The sequence below is a fragment of the Alcaligenes sp. NLF5-7 genome, assembly GCF_024266725.1.
GTDB classification, from domain to species: Bacteria; Pseudomonadota; Gammaproteobacteria; order Burkholderiales; family Burkholderiaceae_B; genus Alcaligenes; species Alcaligenes phenolicus.
On sequence record NZ_CP100755.1, the window covers coordinates 2,104,631 to 2,126,637 of the forward strand.

The following is a 22,007-nucleotide window of genomic DNA, read 5'->3' on the forward strand; positions in this document are numbered from 1 at the left end:
GTCACCGTCAGGCTTTGGGTTTCACGTTCATCTGACCGGACATTTCCATGTGCAAGGCGTGGCAGAACCACTGGCAGTAGTACCAATGCACACCGGGACGAGAGGCCGTGAAGGTGACCGAGCTGGTTTGCTGCGGTCCAATTTCCATGGCCACGCCGTAGCCGGACAAGGTAAAGCCGTGGGTCAAGTCCTCGATCATCTCCATATTGGTGACGACGACGGTGACCTCATCGCCCTGGTTGACCTCGAAGCTGGGCACGGAGAACACGGGTGCCACAGCGGTCATGTAGACCCGCACCTTGTTGCCATCCCGAATGACTTTGGACGCCCCCTCCAGGGTGACGCCGTCTTTTTCAGCCATTTTCCGTGCGCCGTCCCACCATGGGTCGTCACGAGTCCAGACGCGCTTGGGTCGTACTTTGTCAGCTGCAACCAGCAGCATGTCGTGTGGTTCGGCAAAGCTTGGGCCATCGTGGACCAGCTTCATCACGTCGCCCGAAATATCGATCAGCTGATCGTTTTCTGGTTTGAGCGGGCCTACGTTCAGGAAACGGTCTTTGGAGAACTTGTTCAGCGAGACCAGCCATTTACCATCGGCCTCTTTGGTCTCGCCCATGGTGGTGTGGTTGTGGCCGGGCTGGTAGTGCACGTCCAGTTTCTGGATGATGGGGTCTACGTCCTTGCCCTGGTAAGCCTCAATGGCTTTGGCCATATTCCACTTCACGATCTGGCTGTCGATAAACAGCGTGGTGTAGGCATTGCCGCGGCCGTCATAGGCCGTGTGCAGTGGGCCAAGACCCAGTTGAGGCTCTGCCACTACGCAGTCGCGTGGTTTGATCTTGTCGGCGAACAAGTCGTCCAGGCGGCGCACGTCAATCATGGTGACGGTGGGCGAGAGCTTGCCGTTAAACACCACGTGGATGCCATCGGGGCTGGCATTGCAACCGTGCGGGGAGTTGGGCACAGGAATGTAGCGGGTATAGCGCGAACCTTTGCGGCCATCCAGCACTTTGACGCCCTGCATCTCTTTGAAGTCGCCTTTCTTGACGCCGTCTTCAATGGCCTTCAGGTTGAACACCACGGCCCAGTCCTGCTCGTTGGCGCTCATCTCGCCGACGTCCAGCCCCTTTTCGGAGTTGTAGCAGGTGGAGAAGGCGTACTTGCCCTGGTAGTCGGCGTCGCAGTTGTCCAGGTTGCCATCCACGATCACCTGCCAGGCGATTTCCATGGTGTCGCCATCAATGGCGGTAAAGACAGAGAAGTAGTTCTCTTTGGGGTTGCCGAAGATGGTGCCGTTATTGGGCAGGGGGACAATGTGCTCGCCGTTGCAGAACACATAGCCGGTGCGGGGGTAACGTTGGGGGCGCAGGCCGTGGATGCCGTCGGCATTGGGGATCTCGATGATCTTGTCGCACTTCATGACATCGCAACGCACGCGAGCCACGCGGTTATTAGCCTTGTCGTTGATGTAGATGAAGCGCCCGTCGTAAGTCCCGTCGGTAAAGGACATATGGGGGTGGTGAGCATCGCCGTTAGGCAGGATGCCGCCCAAGGAGTCAGCAAAGGCCAGGGTTTCAGGCGTCAGGTTGGCGCGCATGATCTGGCGGCTTTCGTTGGTAATGCCCCAGCCCGTCGCGCTGCAAATGTTGAAAATCGGGATGCGCATCAGCTCGCGCATGGAGGGCAGGCCCATGATGCGGATTTCGCCGGACTGACCGCCGGAGTTGAAGGCGTAGTACTGGTCCAGTTCACCTGGCTCGATATGGGCGTTTTGCCCGTCCGGTGCTTTTTTCGTATCGGCCAGGGCATTGCCAATATGGGTGGCGCTGACGACTGCGGCACCTGACAAGGCGGCGGTGCCCAGAAAGGCGCGGCGACTCAAGCCGTGTTTATCCTGTGTGTTCTCGGACATGGTGTGATCTTCCTTTTGTGTGATGACGTGACCGACTTGGCGCTGGGGCGCGCCCAGCCGTCTCACGGCGTGGCTGGCGTGGAATCGGTACTGTCTACGCTGCGTGGACGCACGGTAGGGCGGGCAGCAGCATCGTCTTGCAGCGAGCTGGCAACGGCGACGGGGGCCGGTTTATCTCGCTTGCGCTTGGCGATCTTTTGAATCAGGTGCGGGCATTTTTTCTCGTGGTGATACAGCATCTGGCAATTCAGACACTGGATACATTCGTTGGGGTTGATGGGGCCTTCGGGCTCGATGGCTTGTACGGGACAGTCGGTCGCACAGCGCTGACAGGGGTTGCCACACATGGGGTAGCGACGCAGCCAGTCAAAAATGCGCAGGCGGGCGGGGATGGCCAGGGCAGCGCCCAGGGCACAGAGATAGCGGCAGTAAAAACGCTCGATGAACAGGCTGGCAATCAGCAGCAGTACGGCAAAGATCGTGAAGGGCCAGTCGCGGATGAATTTCAGGATGATGGCGGTCTTGAAGGGTTCGACTTCGGCCATCTTTTCCGCCACGGCCATGTCGTACAGGGCAAAGCCAAACAGCAGAATGAAGATCACGTATTTGATGGACACCAGGCGCTTATGGGCGCTGTAGGCTACCTTGATTTGCGGAATGCGCAGGAAGCGGGCCAGCTTGTTGGCTAGTTCTTGCAGTGCTCCAAAGGGGCAGAGCCAGCCACAGAAGGCACCTCGGTTCCAGAAGATCAGGGAGATGGCGGTGGCGATCCACAGAATGAAGACCAGCGGATCCATCAGGAAGTACTCCCAGCGGAAATCGGTGCGCAGTGCGTGGGAGAAAGTCAGTACGTTCACCACGGACAACTGGGCCGAGGCGTACCAGCCAATCCAGACCAGGGAGAACAGCAGAAAGCCGATGCGAAAGCGCTGGTAGAACACTTCGTGCTTGGTTAGCGTGTCCTGAAAGAAGAAGACTCCACCCAAGATCAGCAAGGACAGCAGCAGCACGGCAATCTGCACTTTCTTGCCCGCCCAGATTTGCTTGTACAAAGGCTTGCCGGCGGTGTCCAGGTCATGGTGCTCTGCGGTATCGGGGGCCGCTGCAACTGCTGCTGAAGGGGGCGCTGTCAAATAGGCATCAGGAAGCTGGTAATTCAGGTTCAGCGTGACAAAGGCTTTATCCTTGACGCTCAGCACGCGCTGAACCAGCAGTTGCAGCCGCCAGGGCTGGACCGGATCAAAGGTAGCAGTAGCCGGAATCTTGAACAGGGCGGCTTCTTTGAAGTCAGGGGCATTGGCGGCTTTCACGCCGGGCAGACGCTGGTGGTCCAGATCGGTGAAGTGAAAGCTGTCCAGATCCTGGACGATCTCGATACGGTCAAAAATCCCGCCGCGTACATAGCCTGATCCTTTGAAGGAATACAGCCCGTTCCCGACGACCAGCATGGCTTGCTGACCGGGTTTCAGCTCTTGTTGCAGGTACGTGTAGTCAGATTCGCCCAGCAGGCTTTTTCCAATGCTGGGCACGCTGACCAGGGCGGCGTACAGATCAATAAAAGTGTCTTGTGGGTCGCCTTCCTGCGGATGGGCGGCGGCTTCCGTGCGACCACTGTCGATGAAAGCCTGGTTGATGTCGGCCACGCTGACGTGCAGGCGTTGGATGGCACCGCTTTGGAGCAACTCATCCCAGCTGGCAATGGTTTGATTGCTGCTGTCTATGCTGCGTTTGACTGCCGCCGGTGCTGTGGCGGGGGCGGCAGGCTGGCCTATGCCTTCTTGCCGGGCCACCAGCTGGGAAGAGCGCATGATGCTGTCACCGACCACCATCAAGGTCACGGTGGCACCACTGATAATGTCGACAGGTGGTGGTGCGCCGGGTTTGGGACGGTTCTTGATGTAATTCTGGCCCACATAGCCCTGAATGAAGGCTTCTACCCGCGATTCGGGGATGCCGATCAAGACAATGGGTTCATGGTGTTCCAGCAGCTTGGCAGCGACGATGCTGCCATCCATGCTCATGGCGACCAGGGTGTCGATGGGGAAGCTGGAGTAACCACGGGTGTTAACGATGTCGGTCGTCACATACACATATCCTAGCTGTTCCTGATCCTTAAAGACCTTGGCAACAGGTAAGGTGCCCGCGGGCTCGCTGGTGTGGGTGGCGGTGGGAAAGATCTCGTTAAGGGCAATGTCCGGCAAGAAATGGGCAATGCGCGAACTGGAGTGTGCCGTAGGACTGCTCAGACAGGCTGCCAGTACAAAAAGCAGGAGCCAGATAATACGGAACTGAACATGCCGGGCAACGCGATTGAGGGACGTCATTTCTTACCACCTGCAACAAGATTCTTGCGAGATGGTAGGGGTTACCCTTTGTTTACTCTTTGTGTCAGAGCAAGGACAGATTCTGACAAGAGTGGATATGGGTCGGCGTCAGTCAGCCCTTGATCTGTGAGGAACGATGGCAGGCTTTGCTGGCCGGGCTTTAGATGAGGGTCAGCCTTGCTGATGCAAATAATTCAGGACCGCGTCGGCATCACCCTGAAAAATGATCCGTTCCGCTTTTTGTTCGCGTTGATAGGCGTACATGGGGTCGTAGTATTGCGTCAGCAAACCACCGATCCAGTCCCGGTGACCCTCCAGCGCGCCGCTGCGCTCCTGCTCCTTCAAGGCCTCGTCCATGATGGTGGCCAGTTGCTGGTAGCGTTGATGGCCCAGGCGCTTGGTAATGCGGGCCAGGCTTTGACGCAGTTGTTCGGCAAAGAGCGCAAAGCCTGTTTGCGGCTCGTATTGGGCTGTGTATTCCGCGTGCAGGTTCTGGACGTAATCGCGCACGATGCGCGTAATGCGGTTTTCCAGGCTATCTTCCAGCCAGATGATGGACCACTGCTGCATCCCCCGGTACAGGCCCAGTGGCAGGCTGCAACGGCCTATGGTTTGGCTTTCATCTTCCAGGACGAAGCGCTGGTGCCCTTGGGCCGTTTTTTTGAGCATGGCGATCGATAGCCTGTGCTCGAAGTCGATCTGGCTGGGTTGGCTGGTGGCGTGTTTGCCAAAGCTGGAACCACGATGATGTGCGTAGCCTTCCAGGTCCAGACTGTTATCAAGCTGCTGCAGGACATCGGTTTTGCCCGTGCCTGTCATGCCGCCCAGAACCTGAAAACGGGCGCTGCCGACGGTTTGTTCCAGATTATTCAGCAAAAAGCCACGCATAGCCTTGTAGCCGCCCACTACGCGGGGATAGGGAATGCCTGCCTCTTCGCGCAGCCAGGTTTGTGTGATCTGGCTGCGCAGGCCACCTCGAAAGCAATACAGGTAGCCGTCGGGATGGTCTTGCGTAAATTGTGCCCAGGCCTGCAGGCGAGCTTGCTTGAGTTGGCCACTGACCAGCTTGTTACCCAAGGCAATGGCGGCATCCTGGCCATGTTGCTTGTAGCAGATCCCCACCAGGTGACGCTCCTCGTCGTTCATCAGTGGCAGGTTCAATGCGCCGGGAAAGGCGCCTTTACTGAATTCGATGGGAGCGCGAGCGTCCATCAAAGGCACATCGTTCAGGAACAGCTCGCGGTAGTGGTGGGTATCAGGACGCATCAAGCGATTTCGACGGCGTGGGTTTTGGCGGGGATGAATTCCCCGATGGCTTCCAGGGTAAGGCCCAATTCCTGTGCTGTTGCCAGAAACTCGGCAGTGGCAGCAGGCTCTACGGCGATCAGCAAACCGCCGCTGGTTTGTGGGTCGCACAGAATGTTGATCTGATCCTGGCTGATAGGAGCGATGCGATGGCCGTAGCTGTCGAAGTTGCGTTGCGTGCCGCCGGGTACACAGCCTTCTTGCAGGTAGTATTCAATGCCGGGCAACAGGGGCACACGGTCCAGATTCAGGCGGGCGGTCAGGCCGCTGCCATCTGCCATTTCGATCAGGTGTCCCAGCAGACCAAAGCCGGTCACATCGGTCATGGCTTTAACACCGGGCAGCTGTGCAAAGCGGCTGCCGGGTTTGTTTAGCGTGCACATCCAGTCGCGGGCCAGGTTTTGATCTTCAGGACGAAGCTTGGCTTTTTTCTCGGCCGTGGTCAGCACGCCAATACCCAGAGGTTTGGTCAGATAGAGCTGGCAGCCTTCAGTTGCGGTGTCGTTGCGTTTTAACTGGCCTTTATCAACTACGCCAGTTACAGCCAGACCAAAAATAGGCTCGGGGGCATCAATGGAGTGACCACCGGCCAGGGTGATGCCAGCAGCATCGCAAGCAGCACGCCCACCACGCACGACCTCGCGGGCAACTTCAGGGGACAGGACATTGATGGGCCAGCCCAAAATGGCGATGGCCATGATCGGTTTACCACCCATGGCGTAGATGTCGCTGATGGCGTTGGTCGCAGCAATGCGCCCAAAGTCATACGGATCGTCCACGATGGGCATGAAAAAGTCGGTGGTCGAGACGACGCCTGTTTCCTCATTCAAACCGTACACAGCCGCATCATCACGTGATGTATTGCCTACCCACAGGTTCGGGTCCACGTTCTGGGCTCCGCTTCCCGCCAAGATAATGTCCAATACTTTGGGGGAAATCTTGCAGCCGCAACCGGCTCCATGACTGTATTGGGTCAGACGAATGGGAGTATCCATGAGCGCGTACCAAGAAAGAGGTTGAAGATGAAATGATACTAAATTGCCCCTATGCCCTGCAGGCTTTTGCTACGGAAAGGGCAGGGGTTGAACACGCTGGGCCAACTGGTCGGTGGCCACCCACTGTGCAAATTGCTCGCCCAGTCGCTGGCTTTGTTCGACGGAGTTTTGCCAGGCAATACGCCGGTCTGCGTCGGGCAGACGCTTGTAGTCGGAACGATCGGGGATTTTGCGGTCTTTTAGACGCCGATAGAAACGTTCGGTCGGGCACAGCAAAATCAGATTGTCCAGGTTGTGACGGCGGCGAGCCTTTTGCCAACGGGGCAGGTATTTGTCGAACCAGCTGGCGCTGATCTTTTGAGTGAAATGCGGAAACAAGGTCAAGCCTGGGCTATCCAGATCCAGAGCGCAGAAGTTGTAGTCGACTAGACCTCCATCCCGGTATAGACCGGCAGGCCAGTTATGGGCGGCATTCACACCGTCAATCACGAGTGGAATAGCGGTGCTGGCGGCCAAGGTCTCGAACAGATTGTGCTGATCCAGTGCGGCGTAGCGAGCCAGGTCTTGATGTCTGCCGTGAATGGGCAAGGGGCTGCGGGTGTCGTGCACAATAACCCGTTCGAAGAACCAATGCGGGATAGCAGGGTGCACATAATTGCCGACCATGCAGCTGAGCAGGGCTGCACCAAGCTGTTTGGGGTTGCGGGAACCCGCCCAGCCCTTGCTGCGTGCCACGGTAATGGCGAAGCGATAGCGTGGATGGTTCAGGATCGCAGCCTGTGAGTCGGCGTCCCCCAGCAAGGTTTTCAGCATGGTCTGGGTAGACCGGGTAATGTCAGCTACCGTGGATTTGGGAAGAAAGGGGCTGTGTATATAAAGCTGCGCAAAGTCCGCAAAGGCTTTGTGCGGATCGCTCTGGGCCGCACAGGCAAAGCGCCAGGAAGCGATGGAGCTGCCAAACAACCATAACGGCTCGTCATGCGTGTTGAGCCAGTCGCCAAACAAATACTGATCCAGCCCGGTTAGCGCCAAAGCCTTGGGCCCACCCGCGCTGCCAATCAGCGTGCTGATGTCCTTGGCATGCAAGCCATTGCTTTGAATATGACGATAAGCACGAGGCCCGGCATAGATCGCGAGATCAGACTCGGTGGACGACAAGATCAGCTCCCGAATGAGGTGATTCTGTAGCCAGAAAGCTGGCTAACCAGGCTTTAGTCTAGCGCTGTTATGGCTGAAGGAAGAGCCTATCGGTCAGGTGAGGTGGACGAATGCAGTGGAGAAATAAAAATGGCCGGCTCTAGAGGCGCCGGCCATTTGAAGGGACTATAGGTGTTTAGAAACGCAAACCTACACCCAGCCAGTAGCGACGACCATCTTCGACGTAGCCGTAATCATCGTAGCGGATTTGCTTATCCAAAATATTGTAGATACCCGCGTACAGGTCTACGTTTTTGTTCAGTTTGTAGGTGCCACCCAGATCTACAAAGGTGTAGGACGGAGCTCGTGTTGTCGAGGAAGAGGCAGAGGTGACTGGTTCACTTTCTTTGCCACGGTAGTTCACGCGAGCCCATGTGTTGATTTTTTCTGTAGGGTGCCAATCCAGACTGACATTTGCCATGTGCTTGGGCATTTGATTCAGAGGCTGACCCTCGTTAGGACCGCTCTTTTGCTTGGAATGGGTGTAGGTGTAATTGGCCTTCAAGGTCCAGTCTTGAGCCAGATCCCAGCTGAAGTTGGTTTCAATACCACGGGTTACCGCCTTGTCCACGTTCTCGTAAGTAGTGGGGTCGGAACCAAACTGGTTAGGGCCGTCGGTACATTTGCTGGCCGGACATGCAACGCGAGTGATCTTGTCCTTGAAGTCGTTATTAAACAAAGTCACGCCAGCGGAGAAGCCCTCCAGACTGTCATACATGACGCCGAGTTCTTGCGACAGCGATTTTTCTGGCTTCAGGTCAGGGTTACCGTACATATTGCCACCACGGCTGACTTGGCCCCAACCAGGGATGGTTTGACGCAGGTCAGGTGCACGGAAGCCGGTGGATACACCGCCTTTGATAGTCCAGTTGTCTGTGGCAGACCACACGCCATAGATACGTGGACTGAAGTGTTTGCCGAAGTTCTCGTCGTGGTCGTAGCGCAGGCCGCCGGTCAGGGCGAAGCTGTTGGTCAGGCTCCACTCGTCTTCCATGAATAGCGACCATTGGGTGCGTTTGATACGGTTGATTCCAGTTGTGAGCTGGTTACCAGTTTCGTCGTTCAGTTTTTGATGCTGGTAGGAGGCACCCAGCGTCAGCAGATGATCGCCCAGGGGGGCAACCCATGCAGTACGTGCATCGGTATTTTTGATACGCATGTCACGCGACTTGTTGTTGAAGTCTTCCTGTTGCACGTAGGTGTCAGAGGTTGCAAATCCCCAGTTGCCACTGTGAGTCAAAGAGACCTTTTCACCGCGGTAATCTGTCTCGGAACTGGCAGGGCAACCGGAGCGTCCGCAAGCAGTGCCGGGAGCAATTGGCTCAACGGTCTTGCCCAAGGTGGAATTGTATTTTTGACGCTTTGTGCTGCCTTCGAGCACAAAGCTGTGGTTTTCCGACGGGGTTAGGCTCAGCTTGGCACCGACTTCAAAGGACTCACGCTTGCGATAACCGTTGTAGATATCGTCTTCTTTGCGATTGGTTTGTTGTCCATAGACTTGCAAGCCCAGCACGCCATCCTTGATCGGGCCACCCAGCATGAAATTGCCCTGGAAAATATCGCCCGAGCGGCTGTGCGATTGCAAGGTGCTATCCAGGCGAATGGAACCGCCCCATTCCTTGGGCACTTTGCGGGTAATGATGTTGATCACACCGCCCATGGCGTCGGAGCCATACAGCGAGGACATGGGGCCGCGCACCACTTCGATACGTTCAATTTCGGACAGGGGAGGGGTCCAGCCGCCTTCCACACCGGAGGAGTCCGAGTTGGTGCGGGTTTCTGTCGAGCTTTGGCGTTTGCCGTCGATCAGGATCAGTGTGTATTTGGAGCTCATGCCGCGAATGGTGATGTCGCGACGGTCACCACCGCCAGTCACAATGACGCCAGGCACATCTTGCAGAGCGTCGTAGGCATCACGGTAGAACTTGTTTTCCAGGTCTTCGCGGGTAATGACGGTAATCGACGCAGGAGCTTCTTTAATGTCTTGCTCAAAGCCCGAGGCGGTAACAACCACTGGGCTGAGTTGGACGGGTGTGCTTTCTTGAGCAACGGCACCACTAGCAGCAAAAGCGCCTGCCAGAACGAGCGGCAAGCGCTTTACGGTAAATAGAGATTTCATTGACGACTTCCAATTTGTGTCTGTTTTTAGCGTGTGCTGCGGTTGCGTTGCTCTTGGCGGCAGTATTTTCCTTACAGCGGAAATAATGATACCGATTCTCATTATCGGTTCAAGCGTGAAACCTTATAACTCGAATAGAAATGAGAGTAATTATTATGTTGGTTGTGAAAAAGCGACGTTATGGCGTGCCAGACCTCCAGACTTCGGAGCAAGCCCGGAGGTCGGCAAGATGCATTAGAAGCTGGCAGTCAACGTTGCGTAGTATTGGCGACCAGGTTCGTTATAGGTGTTGGCACCTTGGCCGCTACCCGAGTCTTCACGGTACAAGCGTTTGTCGAACAGGTTGTTCACGCCAAGACGGATGTTGGTGGACTTGGTGACCTGGTAAGCGCCGCTCAGACCGAAGATGGCATATGAACCACGTTCACGCAGACCATCACCTTTCACTTCCGAGTTATTGGACAGGTTGTGCGAGCGTGGCTTTTGTTTGCCATACAGCGTGGCGGTAGCCAGCAAGGACAGCTTGTCGTTGACGCGCCAGTCCAGCGTACTGTTCAGGGTGTAGCGGGGGATGACAGTCAAAGGCTGATTGGTTTCCTTGGACTTGTTGGTGATCATGTAAGTCAGGTTGTTGCTCAGGCTCAGCGTGTCACCGTTCTCGCCCAGAATCGGGATAGTCAGGTTGCCTTCCAGACCACGGATCACTGCCTTGCCGGAGTTCACCCACTGGAATGGGCGGACCAGGGAGCCGCCAATGTACACCGCATCCGGAATGGTCTGGTCGCCCATATCGGCCACAATCTTGTTGCTGTAGTCGTTCTGGAAGTAAGTCAGACCTGCTGCCCAGCTCGCGTTGTCGTAGGCCAGACCGATTTCCTTGTTGATGCTGCGCTCGGGCGACAGATTGTCGTTACCGAAGATGTAGCAAGGACCGCTTACGCGTTGACCAGTTACCGGGTCGTACGGGCAACCGTTGCCGCGTGTCTGATACAGGTAGTTGGGGTTGGATTGATACAGGTTAGGTGCTTTGAAAGCGCGGGCGATACCGCCTTTCAGGGTGATGCTGTCGGTGATGAAGTAGGAGGCGTTCAGGCTGGGGCTCCAGTTGTCACCGAACTTGCTGTGATGGTCGAACCGCACTCCTGGTGTCACGGTCAAGGCGTCGGTCAGCTCGATATTGCCTTCCACATAGGCGGCTGTTGTACGGGCCTTGCTTTTGGAATCCGTGTTTTTGTTGATGGTTTGGCCAGAGCGAGTGGCGTAGTCATCATCCAGGCTTTGATCGCGGTGCTCGAACCCGACCGTCATCAAGACGTGCTTGCTAGCGATCTGCAGGGGTGTGTTGTATTCGCCTGAGATGTTCAGGGAACGCAGCTCGGAAACCGAGCCGGCACCGGGGTTGGAGATGCTGCCCTCAACGGCACCGGCCAGGCCCTCATTCAAACGTGAGTTGGTCGTGCCTTCATATGCAAAGGTCAGGCGGGAGCGGCTGCCCTGGCCGTAGTCACCATAGTGGCTGAGCGAGCCGGCGCGACGATACATGATGTTCGTTTCAGCCCCATCTTCGGCAAGTGATGCAATGGTTTGCGTGCTGCGGCTAAACAGACGCTCTCCTGAGTAGATATTGCCTTGGCGGCTGAATGAGCCTTCCAGCTCCAGACGGTGGTCCCGGTTGATATCCAGGCGCAGCAAGCCGTTAACGTCTTTATTGCGTACCCCCTCGCGGCCCGCTGGTGGCACGGTGGTCTCGTTCACCTCCATGCCGGAAGCCTGGGAGTTCAACGCGGGTTTGTCGGCATCTGTCTTGGCGATATTGCCGTAGACGCGGAAAGACAGCTTGTCGGCAATGGGACCGGACAGGTTAAAGCCGGTACGACGTGTGGAGCCGTAGTCGCTGTCCTCAGGAATCAGACCGTAGGCGGTTACCGAGCCGGAAAAAGTATCGGTAGGCGCTTTTGTGATGATGTTCACGACACCACCGGCAGCACCGGAGCCATAGCGAGCAGCAGCCGGGCCACGCAGCACTTCAATGCGTTCGATGGCGTTGACGGGCACCCAGTTGCTGTCACCACGGGTATTACGTTCACCGTCGCGCCCCATGCGAATGGAGTCGCGCGAGCTGACAGGTTTGCCGTCAATCAGGATCAGGGTGTTTTCCGGGCCCATGCCGCGCAAGTCGATCTGGCGGCTATTGCCGTAGGAACCGGATGGGCTGTTACCGGTCAGGTTCACGCCGGGCATGGTGCGGATCAGTTCGGACAGGTCGTTGGCGGGAGGGCGTTTTTCAATATCCTTGGCAGTAATTGTGGACACGCCAGGAGCCTGTTTGACGGCTTCTTCTGCCGAAGGCAAGACGCGAATTTCTTCCAGCGAGGTGACCCCACCACGGACGTTGGAAGTTTGTGCCTGAGCACTGAAACTGGCTGCCAAAGCCGTGGCGAGCAGGCCCAATGCAAAGATCGGGCGGCGAGCCGGAGGCGCCAATAAATTCATAATCACTTTCCTAGTAAACGATAAACAGAATGAGAATTGTTCGCGATAAGGATTGTGTTTAAAAATGTGACGGCTGTCGAGAAAGCTGACGAATGTGTGGTTTTTGAAACACGGGCAGAGAAGAGGGGCATTGAAAATGATCTGGACAGGATTTGTTCTATAGGAAAAGTTATTGAGTTCTCCTATGAAAATCAGAGGAGAAAAATAGTCTGAACCTTGTAGATGGTCGTCTTGATGTATTCATTCAGCGCCGCAAATAAAACTTTTAGGACAATAGTTTCTTTGTTTGACACGATGGGTCATTTTTGATGAGAATGTGTCCTGAACAATTCAAACTTAAAAAGTTCAGGAGACATCCAGTGAAAAAGACGCTTGGTTTGATGATGGCCGGGTGGGCGGCCTTGACGATGATGGCGGGTCCGGTACAGGCAACAACGTTCCCGGCACAGCCCGTACGTTTGATCGTGCCCTTTGGTGCAGGGGGGATTACCGATCTGGTGGCGCGCCTCCTTGCCCAGCAGTTGGGCAAGGAGTTGGGCCAGACTGTCATTGTTGAAAACAAGGCAGGAGCCGGGGGCATGATCGCCGCTCAGGCTGCACAAAATGCGAAAGCGGACGGTTACACCGTGTTCATGGGGACAGTAGGCACACAGGTGGTCAACCCGTTGATTCTTTCCAAAATCAACTACGACCCGCAGGCTTTTGTGCCTATCGGCATGGTGACGGGGTCTCCGTATGTTCTGGCGGTTCGTTCGGATTTGGGTACGGAGAACTATGCCCAACTGGTTGCCCATGCCCGTCAGGAGCCAGGGCTCCTTAACTTCGGATCGGCAGGGATAGGGAGTGCTCCGCACTTGGGGGTAGAGCTTTTCAAGTTGACCGAGAAACTTGATGTGCGACATATCCCTTTCAAGAGTGGAGGGGAGGCTGTCAGTGCCGTTGTGGGCCGTCATGCCGACATGGTGATGGATGCCATTCCCGTGATCATGCCGCAGGTGAAGGCAGGCAAGCTTCAGGCCCTGGTTCTGGCTGATAGCCAACGCTCCCCAGCTGCTCCCGACGTGCCTTCCAGCGCAGAGCTGGGGGCTGCTGAGCTACGCATCAGTTCCTGGAACGTGCTGTTGGCCCCGCCGGGCACTCCACAGGTGGTGACTGCGGTATTGGAGACGGCATTGCAAAAGACACTGGCCAACCCGGAGTTCAAAACCCATCTGGAGCAGCAGGGCAGCCAGGTCTACACCGGCACCCAAGATGAATATCAAACCTTCATCGCGGCTGAGCGCAGCAAGTGGCAGCGTATTGTTCAGACCGCAGAAATCAGCCTTGAGTGAGGTAACGATAATGAACCACGCCGCTCTGGAGCTTATCGACACGGTGCATACCGGCAATGGCTGGAAGGTACGATTGTTGTGCGGTTATTTGGGTATAGCGCTACAGCGGCGCAGCCTGTCTATTGTGGAGGGGGATCTGGATACCGAGGTGTTCCGGCAAATCAACCCCTGGGGACAGGTTCCGGTATTGCGAACCCGGGAAGGGCCCTGGCTGGCAGAGTCGGCCGCTATTTTGTGGTACCTGGCGCAGGGCACAGACTTTCTGCCCGCGGACCCGCTTGCGCAGGCTCAAGTGCTGCAGTGGCTGTCTTTTGAGCAGACTCAGCATATGACCAATCTTGCGCAGCCCAGACTGTGGGTGGCGTTGCGGGGGACGATGACGGTGGATGATCCTGCGGTGCTGGCGTGGCGCGAACAGGGCGATAAAGCTCTGGCCCAGATGGAGGTGCATTTGCAGTTGCATCGCTATTTCGTTGGGGGCAGACCCAGCATCGCCGATGTGGCCTTGTTTCCCTATACCTGCATGGCAGAGCAGGGAGGGTACGACCTGCGCCCCTATCCATCAGTACGACATTGGCTCGAGTGTATGCAGGCCCTGGCGGGCTATGTCCCGCTGTTGTGAGCAGGATATTAATTTACAAAAGGAGTTGTTATGAGTGACACCATGAGCTTGTCCAAGTCCGTGCTGATTGAACAGGCGCAAAGCCAGATGCAGGCCCTCTTCGAAATCCCTGAGCGCAGTGTTCCCGAGAAGCTCGCACTGACTTGCCGTATTCTTTTTGATGGCGGCCATGACTCTGGTTTGGCTGGCCAGATCACAGCACGCGGCGAACAGGAAGGCACGTATTTTACGCAGCAGCTGGGGCTTGGGTTTGATGAAATTACGTCGACCAACGTCTTGCTGGTAGATGAAGATTTAACGGTTTTGAAGGGATATGGGATGCCTAATCCAGCAAACCGTTTTCATTCCTGGGTGTATCGTGCCCGGCCGGATGTGAACTGCATCATTCATACACATCCCTTGCACGTGGCCGCCCTGTCCATGCTGGAGGTGCCCTTGATCGTATCCCATATGGACAACTGCCCCTTGTATGAGGACTGCGCGTTCCTGAAGGATTGGCCGGGTGTCCCTGTGGGCAATGAAGAGGGACAGATCATTTCTGAGGCCTTGGGTGACAAGCGCGCTATTCTTTTATCGCACCATGGAATGTTGGTGGCGGCGGCCTCAGTAGAAGAAGCCTGCGTATTGGCGTTGCAATTTGAGCGCACAGCGCGCATGCAATTGTTGGCGATGTCAGCCGGAACGATCAAGCCTATTGCGCCGGAACTGGGCCGGGAGGCACATGACTGGATTCTGAGACCTCGCCGCTCCCAGATCGGCTTTGAATACTATGCCCGCAAAGCGCTGAAACGCCATACGGATGTTTTTGAGTAGAATAAGAGGCCGCTTTTTTATATGCGCTCCGAGGCTGACCTCGGGCGCTACACCTCTTGTTTAACCCATGACCCATCTTCCCTTTCGCTTGCGCGCCCTGCGTCGCCAACATGGCTTGTCGCTGGAGCAGTTGGCCCAGCGCACCGGTCTGACTAAAAGTTATCTGTCCAAGCTGGAGCGGGCAGTCAGTGCGCCGTCCATCTCTACCGTGGTCAAGCTGGCCCAGGCTTATGGCATGGGGGTGTCGCAGTTGATTGGAGAGGGGGAACTGGATCAGGACGAAAGTGTGTGTGTCGTGCGTCGACACGAACGCATGCCCTTGCCCAGTGTGGCAGGTCATAGCGCCTACCGTTACGAGAGCATGGCCGGGCGGCGGCGCTTTCGTTTGATGGACCCCTTTGTTATCTACCCTCCACACGAACAACAGCAGCCAGCGCCAACTTTCCCGCATGGGGGAGAAGAGTTCTTGTTTGTGATCCAAGGGCAAGTGCAAGTCACCATTGCAGAGCACAGCATGACCTTGGAGACGGGTGATTCCGTGTATTTTGATTCGGAGCTACCCCACAGCGTGCTTAGCCTGGGGGATCAACAGGCGCAGGTATTGGCGGTGACTTGCTCTGACTCGGGGCCAACAGCAGGGCGTCCAACGTCCGATACGCCGGTTTAGTCAGTGAATACGTGCCTCTGGCATGTGTGTGGGGAGATTTTCTGCCAGCAAAGTGGCGGAAAGCAGCAGGAGTCGAACCTACCTGGGAACGTCTGACGCCCCCAACCGGGTTTGAAGCCCGGCCGTGCCACCGGGCACGGATGCTTTCCTTCAAGAGGCCCTATCATACGTTAGGGCCGGTGACGCTTCAACGATCAGGGCGTTGCCTGTTCTGGTTCCCGCATGAAGCTCCGGGTTCAATCCGCCGCTGCCCAGGCTTCACCTCGTAATACATGGCGATCACGCACACGTCGTGTATAGCCGACGCGATCAAAGAACTCCAGAATCTGAATGGCCCGTTTGCGGCCCAGTCCCGTTGCGTCCCGGAACTGCGCGGCGCTGACGCCTTGGCCGCTGTGCAGCTCCTTGACGATATTGGCTAGCACCGCGATTTGGCGGCGGTGATAGAACAGATCATGCACGATCTGAAACAGCTCGCCCTGGCGCACCAGTCTGCGCAGTACGTTGCGGGTCTGCTCTTCCGGGGCTTCGGTTTCTTTGGCCAGATCACGTGTCCATGGAGGATCGAAGCGGCCTGCCTCGATCAGGGGCAGAAGGGCGGTGGCCAGAGCTTGGTCTTCGGGGCTCAGGGTAACGCGGTGGCCTGGCGTATGCAGCCAGGCTCCTTGTTGGGCCAGGCGCTGTTCTGACAGCAGATATTCGGTCAGGAGCTGCCAGATTGCGTCGGGCATGGTGGGGGCGGCCATGCGTCGCAAGCGGCTGATGGACAGGCCCGGCTCGTCCGGATTGCGCTCGTGGAACTGCAGCATCACGCTTTCTATGTGCTGACACAGCGCTTCCAGGCGTGCATCGCTCAACAAGATAGGCTGACTTTGTGGGCGAGATCCGGTGTGCCAGCGGGCATTGGCGGGGGCGCTCAAGCCTTGTTGAGATCCTCCTGACAGACGCAGCAGTGTTGCTTCGTCCAGACCGTAAGGTGCTTGGGCCAGCAGGCCCTCCAACGGTCCGCCGCGCGTCCATTGTGCCAAGGCATCCAGCCAGGCAAGGCGTGTCGTAGAGCGTCGTTTGCGGTCCGGCGCATTTGGGTCCAGCACAATCCCGCCGCCGACGGTCTCGCTGGCCTGGGCGTTGCGCAAGATAAAGCGCTCGCCCGTCATGGAGCAGATCGGGCGGTCAAAGACCAACTGGACCTTGCCGGTCTGGCCGGGCTGCAAGGACTCGCCATCCAAAGGTACGGCATGGGCCGTCAGGTGCGCGGCACCCATGTGGATATGCCAGGGCGACCAGGTGCGTAGGGCGGGAATATCTTTGTCCAGCAGGCTCAGTTCCACATCGATACGAGTGGAGGAGATGAAGCAGCGGGCGTCGGCCAGCCAGTCGCCACGCTCGATATCCTGTACATCAATTCCGCCCAGGTTCAGGGCACAACGCTGGCCGGCACGGGCCTGGCGTGATGCCTGATTCTGGGCGTGAATGCTGCGCACTCGTACGGGTGTACCGCGTGGCATCAGGCGCAAGTCCATCGCCGGGCCATCCAGATCCAGCACGCCATCGTGCACTGTGCCGGTCACGACGGTGCCGTGACCTTGCAAGGTGAAGACACGGTCAATGGCCAGGCGGAAATAGCCTTGGCCATCCTGTTTGGTGGATTGCATGGCCTGTGCATGCAGATGCTGGCGCAGTGCTTCCAGGCCGGGTTTGTCGTCGGACAGGGCATCAACAACGAAGGTGGGGGCATTGTCCAGAAAGCTTCCTTGGACGAGTGCTTGCAGCTCGGCTTTGACGGATTCAATTCTGGCAGCATCAGCGCGATCCGCCTTGCTCAGGACGATGGCTCCCGCCTGCAAACCCAGCAATTGCAGTACGGCCAGATGCTCGTGGGTTTGCGGCATGACGCCGTCATCTGCGGCCACGATCAGCAGGCCAAAATCAATGCCGGTCGCACCTGCGACCATGGTGTGCACCAGACGCTCGTGACCGGGCACATCAATAAAGCCCAGGATCTGTCCGTCGGGCAAAGGCGTATAGGCATAGCCCAGCTGGATGGAGATGCCGCGCTTTTTTTCCTCTTCCAGACGATCGGTATCCACGCCGGTCAAGGCGCGGATCAAGGTGGTTTTGCCGTGATCGATATGTCCTGCGGTGCCAACAATCATGCTTGCTCGGGAATCAGTTGTGCGCTGAAGGCGGCCTCAAAGGGCTCTTCCAGGCAGCGCAAGTCCAGCCAAAAGGCATCTTGCGCAATGCGCCCGATGACGGGCTGGGGCAAAGTGCGCAGGCGTTTTTCCAGTTGAGTCAGATGGCGGCCCGGACGGCCTGTGCCTTGGTAGGCAAAGCGCAGTCCAAAGCTGGGTAGTACGTCTTCGGGCAACGCACCGCTGCCGATCTGGCTCAGCATGGCAGTGGGTTCTACAGCAAATTGTGTCCCCACCCATTGCTGCAAGACAGGGGCCAAACGTAGTGCTTGGGCACGCATTTCAGCCGAAGGTCGAGTCAGCAGACGCAAGGTAGTCAGGTGCTCGGGCAGGCGCTCTGGCGAACGGTACAAGGCCAGCACAGGCTCCAGTGCGGCCAGCGTAATTTTGCCCACGCGCAGGGCGCGTTTGAGCGGGTTCTTTTTGATCTTGGCGATCAGGTCTGCACGGCCTACGATCAGACCGGCCTGGGGGCCACCCAGCAGCTTGTCGCCGCTGAAGGTCACTATATCGGCACCGGCTTCGATGGTCTCGCGCACGGTGGGTTCAGGCGCCAGGCCCCATTGGCTCAGGTCCACCAAGGTGCCGCTGCCTAGATCCACGCTGGTGGGCAGGCCGTGTTTTTTGGCTATCTGTGCAACTTCTTCGACTGAAACGCTTTTGGTGAAGCCTTTGACGGCGTAGTTGCTGCAATGCACCTTCATCAACATGGCGCTGCGCTCGTTGATGGCGTTCTCGTAATCAGCTGCGTGGGTACGGTTGGTCGTGCCTACCTCATGCAGACGAGCACCGGCACGCTTCATGATGTCGGGAATACGAAAGGCCCCGCCAATTTCAACCAGCTCGCCGCGTGACACCACGGTCTCACGGCGGGGGCTCAGGGTGCTGAGCATCAGCAGCACGGCGGCGGCATTATTGTTGACGACTGTGGCGGCTTCAGCGCCGGTCAGTTCGCAGAGCAAGGGGTTGATCAGGTCATCGCGGTCGCCTCGGCCGCCGGTTTCCAGGTCAAACTCCAGATTGGCGGGCGAGCGCATGGCCTGGACGACAGCCTGTATGGCTTCATCCGGTAGCATTGCTCGCCCAAGATTGGTGTGCAGCACGGTGCCAGTCAGATTGAAGACCGGGCGCAGCTGCAAGCGGGATTCTTCTTGCAGCTTGGCCTGCAGTGCATTGGCGAGCTGAGCGGGCTCCAGGTCCTGAGGGCTTAGTGCTCCCTTCAACACGGCCTCCCGCAGTGCCTGCAAATGGGCACGAGTGCGTTGACTCAGGCGTGTGTGACCGAACTGGCTTAGCAAGGGCTCGAACTCTGGCGAGCGCAGCAAGCGATCCAGGGAAGGGATGTGGGCGGGGGAGAGTTCAGGCGTAGGGCTCATCATTCAAAGGCAGGCGTTTGAGTCTATGGGCAGGGTCCGTCAGCTACGCCTTGTGCTCGGGGCAGCAAGGCGTAGGGGAATCTTAGCTTAAGACTGGTGCCAAAGAAGTGGATTGCCGCTGGCGCGGGAATAGCCTTCTTCACCCATCAGAACGTCCAGAGCCAGACTGGCCAGGTCGTCTGCAACTGGATCAAGACCCAGCTGCTTTTCCTGATAGAAGATTTTGCGGTAGGTGTGGCAGTTGTCGCAGGACTCGGCCTTGATCCCTTCCGGGCCATCTTCAATGGCGTGATACGCCACGCTTTTGGTGCTCTCGCAGTGCGAGCAGGTGACGCGCACCAGATGCCATTCCACGCTACAACGCGGGCAGCACATGTAGCGGCAACCATCTTCACGACCACCCACACGCACCACACTGGATACGGGCAGGCTGCCGCAGGATGGGCATACGCCAAAGGGGCTGGTCACAGACAATTGGCCTTCGGTCAGCGAGCAGGCCAGATGTGTCCAGTAAACCTGCAAGGCGGCCATGACAAAAGGTGCCGCGGCACCGTCTTGCTCAGGCAATTGCTCGGCCAGAATCGCGTCAGCCAGATCTTCCAGTTTTTGTGGGTCAGACTCGGCTTTCTTGAGCAGGTCCTGACAGACTTCTTGGGCGGCTGCAGGCACGTCCGAAGTGTTGATCATGTGATTGAGCAGGCTGCTCAAAATGCTGAGCCACTGTGGATCGCGCTTCCAGCCCGATGCCAGCAGGGGCGGCATACCGTGTCTTTGCGCTGTTTCCAGCACCTCGGCGGGCAGTTCGGTCGGGGGCAGGGCATTGAGTTGTTTGTGCTGCCCATCTACCAGATGTGCCAGCAAGAGCAGGTAGGCACCAACGGGATTGCCGTCAGCCAATTGACGCAGACGTGCTGCCCGGTCAGCAAAGACGCTGGCTCGCACAGGCAGGCGCAGTCGGGGGATGGAGGTGTGGTCCAGACTTTCGATTTCGCCGCGCGGAAGGATGCGTTGCAAGACAGACTCCTGAAAACAAGGCTGCCATGCCCGAAATGGTGCATGGCAGCCGGGTTGCTTATGTACCAGAGCCCCGCTTATTCGGCAGGACGGCTGGGACCTTTTTCCATTTCTTCACGGAACCAGGCGCGGTGGTGCTTCCAGGCCCAGGCACGGGTAACCGTACCGCGGGTCATGGCTTTGACTGAACCTTTTACCCAGATACCGGCGTAGATGTGCACGATAATCGCGCAAATCATCAGCAGGGCGCAGACCGCGTGCAGCACGGAGGCCAGACGGATAGCCCAGATGGGGAAGAAGGCGGAAAAGTATTCGCGCCACATCACCACACCGGTTGCCAGCAGGCCGATCATGAAGATCACCAAAGCAAAAAACAGGATTTTTTGCCCGGCGTTATAGCGGCCTACTTCGGGAATGCGCTCGTCCTTGGCATTGAGCACGTCCTTGAAGTGACGCAGCCAGGCCGCGTCACCCTTGGAGAACATATTGTGCCGTACCATGCGAGCCGCAAACAGGAAAAAGCACACAAACATCACCACACCAATGAACGGGTGCAGAATGCGTGTCCACGGACCGCCGCCAAACAGATTGGTCAGCCAGAACATTGACGGATGAAACAGCGCCAGCCCGGACAAGGCCAGGAGCACAAAGCTCATGGCAATGATCCAGTGATTAATGCGCTGACTGGTGGTGTAGCGCTGAATCAAGCCCTTGCGGTTGTGATCAGTCATGGTGAGCCTCCTGGATCTTGCGTGCGTCCTCGTCGGCGCGGCGCTCGTCTTCCTCGTCAGTCTCGTTAGGACCGGTTCGGATGTAGTGGAAGAAACCAATCAGGGCGGTCAGTGCCATGGCAGCAACCCCCAGCGGCTTGGCCACTCCCTTCCAGAGCGAGACCATCGGACTGATTTGCGGGTCCTTGGGCAGGTCGCTGTACAGCTCAGGCTTGTCGGCGTGGTGCAGCACGTACATGACGTGGGTGCCACCCACTCCAGCCGGGTCGTACAAACCTGCGTTTTCAAAGCCGCGCGATTTCAGGTCTTCGATACGCTCTGCAGCGTGGTGCTGCATGTCTTCTTTGGTACCGAACACAATCGCGCCGGTAGGACAGGTCTTGGCACAGGCCGGTTCCTGTCCGACCGCCACACGGTCCGAACACAAGGTGCACTTGTAGGCTTTCTTGTCCTTTTCCGAAATGCGAGGTACATCGAAAGGACAGCCGGTAACGCAGTAGCCGCAGCCAATGCAGTTTTCCTCGTGAAAATCCACAATGCCGTTGGTGTACTGCACGATGGCGCCTGGCGAGGGACAGGCCTTCAGGCAGCCCGGGTCCTCGCAGTGCATGCAGCCGTCTTTGCGAATCAGCCATTCCAGATCGCCAGCGGGGTTTTCATACTCCGCAAAACGCATGATGGTCCAGGACTTGTCGGTCAGGTCGGCCGGGTTGTCATACACCCCGACGTTGTGACCGATTTCGTCGCGCGTATCGTTCCATTCCATGCAGGCGACCTGACAGGCCTTACAGCCAATGCACTTACTGGTGTCGATCAGCTTGGCCACTTCCCCGCCCACGGGCTCGCGCACGCTGGGCGATGGGGTGGTGGTTGCGGAGCGCCGTTTGATATCAAGTGATTGCAAGGCCATGGC

Annotated in this window: 16 protein-coding genes and 1 tRNA gene; 4 read left to right on the forward strand and 13 right to left on the reverse strand. The window is 57.4% G+C overall.

The window, feature by feature from the left end; genetic code table 11:
• Nucleotides 1-7: 7 nt before the first annotated feature.
• The 7 genes from nosZ to MID00_RS09775 form a co-directional block, all read right to left on the reverse strand.
• Nucleotides 8-1,912, reverse strand: a complete 1,905-nt coding sequence (gene nosZ / locus MID00_RS09745; protein WP_021447219.1) for a TAT-dependent nitrous-oxide reductase — start codon at nucleotides 1,910-1,912, stop codon at nucleotides 8-10.
• Between the two features lie 62 nt (nucleotides 1,913-1,974).
• The gene (locus MID00_RS09750; protein ID WP_254500255.1) at nucleotides 1,975-4,236 is read right to left on the reverse strand and encodes a NosR/NirI family protein; all 2,262 of its coding nucleotides are present in this window, start codon (nucleotides 4,234-4,236) and stop codon (nucleotides 1,975-1,977) included.
• Nucleotides 4,237-4,407: 171 nt separating this feature from the next.
• Nucleotides 4,408-5,502, reverse strand: coding sequence for a tRNA 2-selenouridine(34) synthase MnmH (mnmH, locus tag MID00_RS09755; protein WP_254500256.1), 1,095 nt, complete (start codon nucleotides 5,500-5,502; stop codon nucleotides 4,408-4,410).
• Nucleotides 5,502-6,536: a selenide, water dikinase SelD gene (gene selD / locus MID00_RS09760; RefSeq protein ID WP_035270166.1), complete on the reverse strand. Its 1,035-nt coding sequence runs from the start codon at nucleotides 6,534-6,536 to the stop codon at nucleotides 5,502-5,504. The genes mnmH and selD overlap by 1 nt, the downstream gene beginning before the upstream one ends.
• A 69-nt stretch (nucleotides 6,537-6,605) precedes the next feature.
• Nucleotides 6,606-7,694 (reverse strand): hypothetical protein, encoded by a 1,089-nt coding sequence (locus MID00_RS09765; RefSeq protein ID WP_254500257.1) that lies wholly within the window; start codon nucleotides 7,692-7,694, stop codon nucleotides 6,606-6,608.
• A gap of 175 nt (nucleotides 7,695-7,869) precedes the next feature.
• Nucleotides 7,870-9,852, reverse strand: a complete 1,983-nt coding sequence (locus tag MID00_RS09770) for a ligand-gated channel protein (RefSeq protein ID WP_009463473.1) — start codon at nucleotides 9,850-9,852, stop codon at nucleotides 7,870-7,872.
• A gap of 234 nt (nucleotides 9,853-10,086) precedes the next feature.
• Nucleotides 10,087-12,345: a FepA family TonB-dependent siderophore receptor gene (locus MID00_RS09775; RefSeq protein ID WP_254500258.1), complete on the reverse strand. Its 2,259-nt coding sequence runs from the start codon at nucleotides 12,343-12,345 to the stop codon at nucleotides 10,087-10,089.
• Between the two features lie 359 nt (nucleotides 12,346-12,704).
• Between MID00_RS09775 and MID00_RS09780 the strand changes: the two genes are divergently transcribed.
• The 4 genes from MID00_RS09780 to MID00_RS09795 all read left to right on the forward strand — a co-directional run bounded on the left by MID00_RS09780 (nucleotide 12,705) and on the right by MID00_RS09795 (nucleotide 15,778).
• Nucleotides 12,705-13,676, forward strand: a complete 972-nt coding sequence (locus MID00_RS09780; RefSeq protein WP_342467175.1) for a tripartite tricarboxylate transporter substrate binding protein — start codon at nucleotides 12,705-12,707, stop codon at nucleotides 13,674-13,676.
• A gap of 10 nt (nucleotides 13,677-13,686) precedes the next feature.
• Entirely contained in the window at nucleotides 13,687-14,298 is a 612-nt protein-coding gene (locus tag MID00_RS09785; RefSeq protein WP_009463467.1) for a glutathione S-transferase family protein, read from the forward strand.
• A gap of 30 nt (nucleotides 14,299-14,328) precedes the next feature.
• Nucleotides 14,329-15,111: an aldolase gene (locus MID00_RS09790; RefSeq protein WP_045929518.1), complete on the forward strand. Its 783-nt coding sequence runs from the start codon at nucleotides 14,329-14,331 to the stop codon at nucleotides 15,109-15,111.
• Nucleotides 15,112-15,178: 67 nt separating this feature from the next.
• Nucleotides 15,179-15,778, forward strand: coding sequence for a helix-turn-helix domain-containing protein (locus MID00_RS09795; protein ID WP_009463463.1), 600 nt, complete (start codon nucleotides 15,179-15,181; stop codon nucleotides 15,776-15,778).
• Nucleotides 15,779-15,831: 53 nt separating this feature from the next.
• Here the strand turns inward: MID00_RS09795 and MID00_RS09800 are convergent.
• The 6 genes from MID00_RS09800 to fdxH form a co-directional block, all read right to left on the reverse strand.
• Nucleotides 15,832-15,927: transfer RNA gene (locus MID00_RS09800), tRNA-Sec, on the reverse strand.
• Between the two features lie 87 nt (nucleotides 15,928-16,014).
• Nucleotides 16,015-17,934 carry a selenocysteine-specific translation elongation factor gene (selB, locus tag MID00_RS09805; RefSeq protein ID WP_254500259.1) on the reverse strand — a complete coding sequence of 640 codons (1,920 nt, stop codon included), beginning with the start codon at nucleotides 17,932-17,934 and terminating at the stop codon, nucleotides 16,015-16,017.
• Complete coding sequence (gene selA, locus MID00_RS09810; protein WP_254500297.1) at nucleotides 17,931-19,349, reverse strand: L-seryl-tRNA(Sec) selenium transferase; 1,419 nt, start codon at nucleotides 19,347-19,349, stop codon at nucleotides 17,931-17,933. The genes selB and selA overlap by 4 nt, the downstream gene beginning before the upstream one ends.
• A gap of 87 nt (nucleotides 19,350-19,436) precedes the next feature.
• On the reverse strand, nucleotides 19,437-20,363 hold the full coding sequence (fdhE, locus tag MID00_RS09815; RefSeq protein WP_021447215.1) for a formate dehydrogenase accessory protein FdhE: 927 nt from the start codon (nucleotides 20,361-20,363) through the stop codon (nucleotides 19,437-19,439).
• Nucleotides 20,364-20,440: 77 nt separating this feature from the next.
• Nucleotides 20,441-21,094, reverse strand: coding sequence for a formate dehydrogenase subunit gamma (locus tag MID00_RS09820; protein ID WP_009463457.1), 654 nt, complete (start codon nucleotides 21,092-21,094; stop codon nucleotides 20,441-20,443).
• Nucleotides 21,087-22,004: a formate dehydrogenase subunit beta gene (gene fdxH, locus MID00_RS09825; protein ID WP_021447214.1), complete on the reverse strand. Its 918-nt coding sequence runs from the start codon at nucleotides 22,002-22,004 to the stop codon at nucleotides 21,087-21,089. The genes MID00_RS09820 and fdxH overlap by 8 nt, the downstream gene beginning before the upstream one ends.
• Between the last annotated feature and the right edge of the window lie 3 nt (nucleotides 22,005-22,007).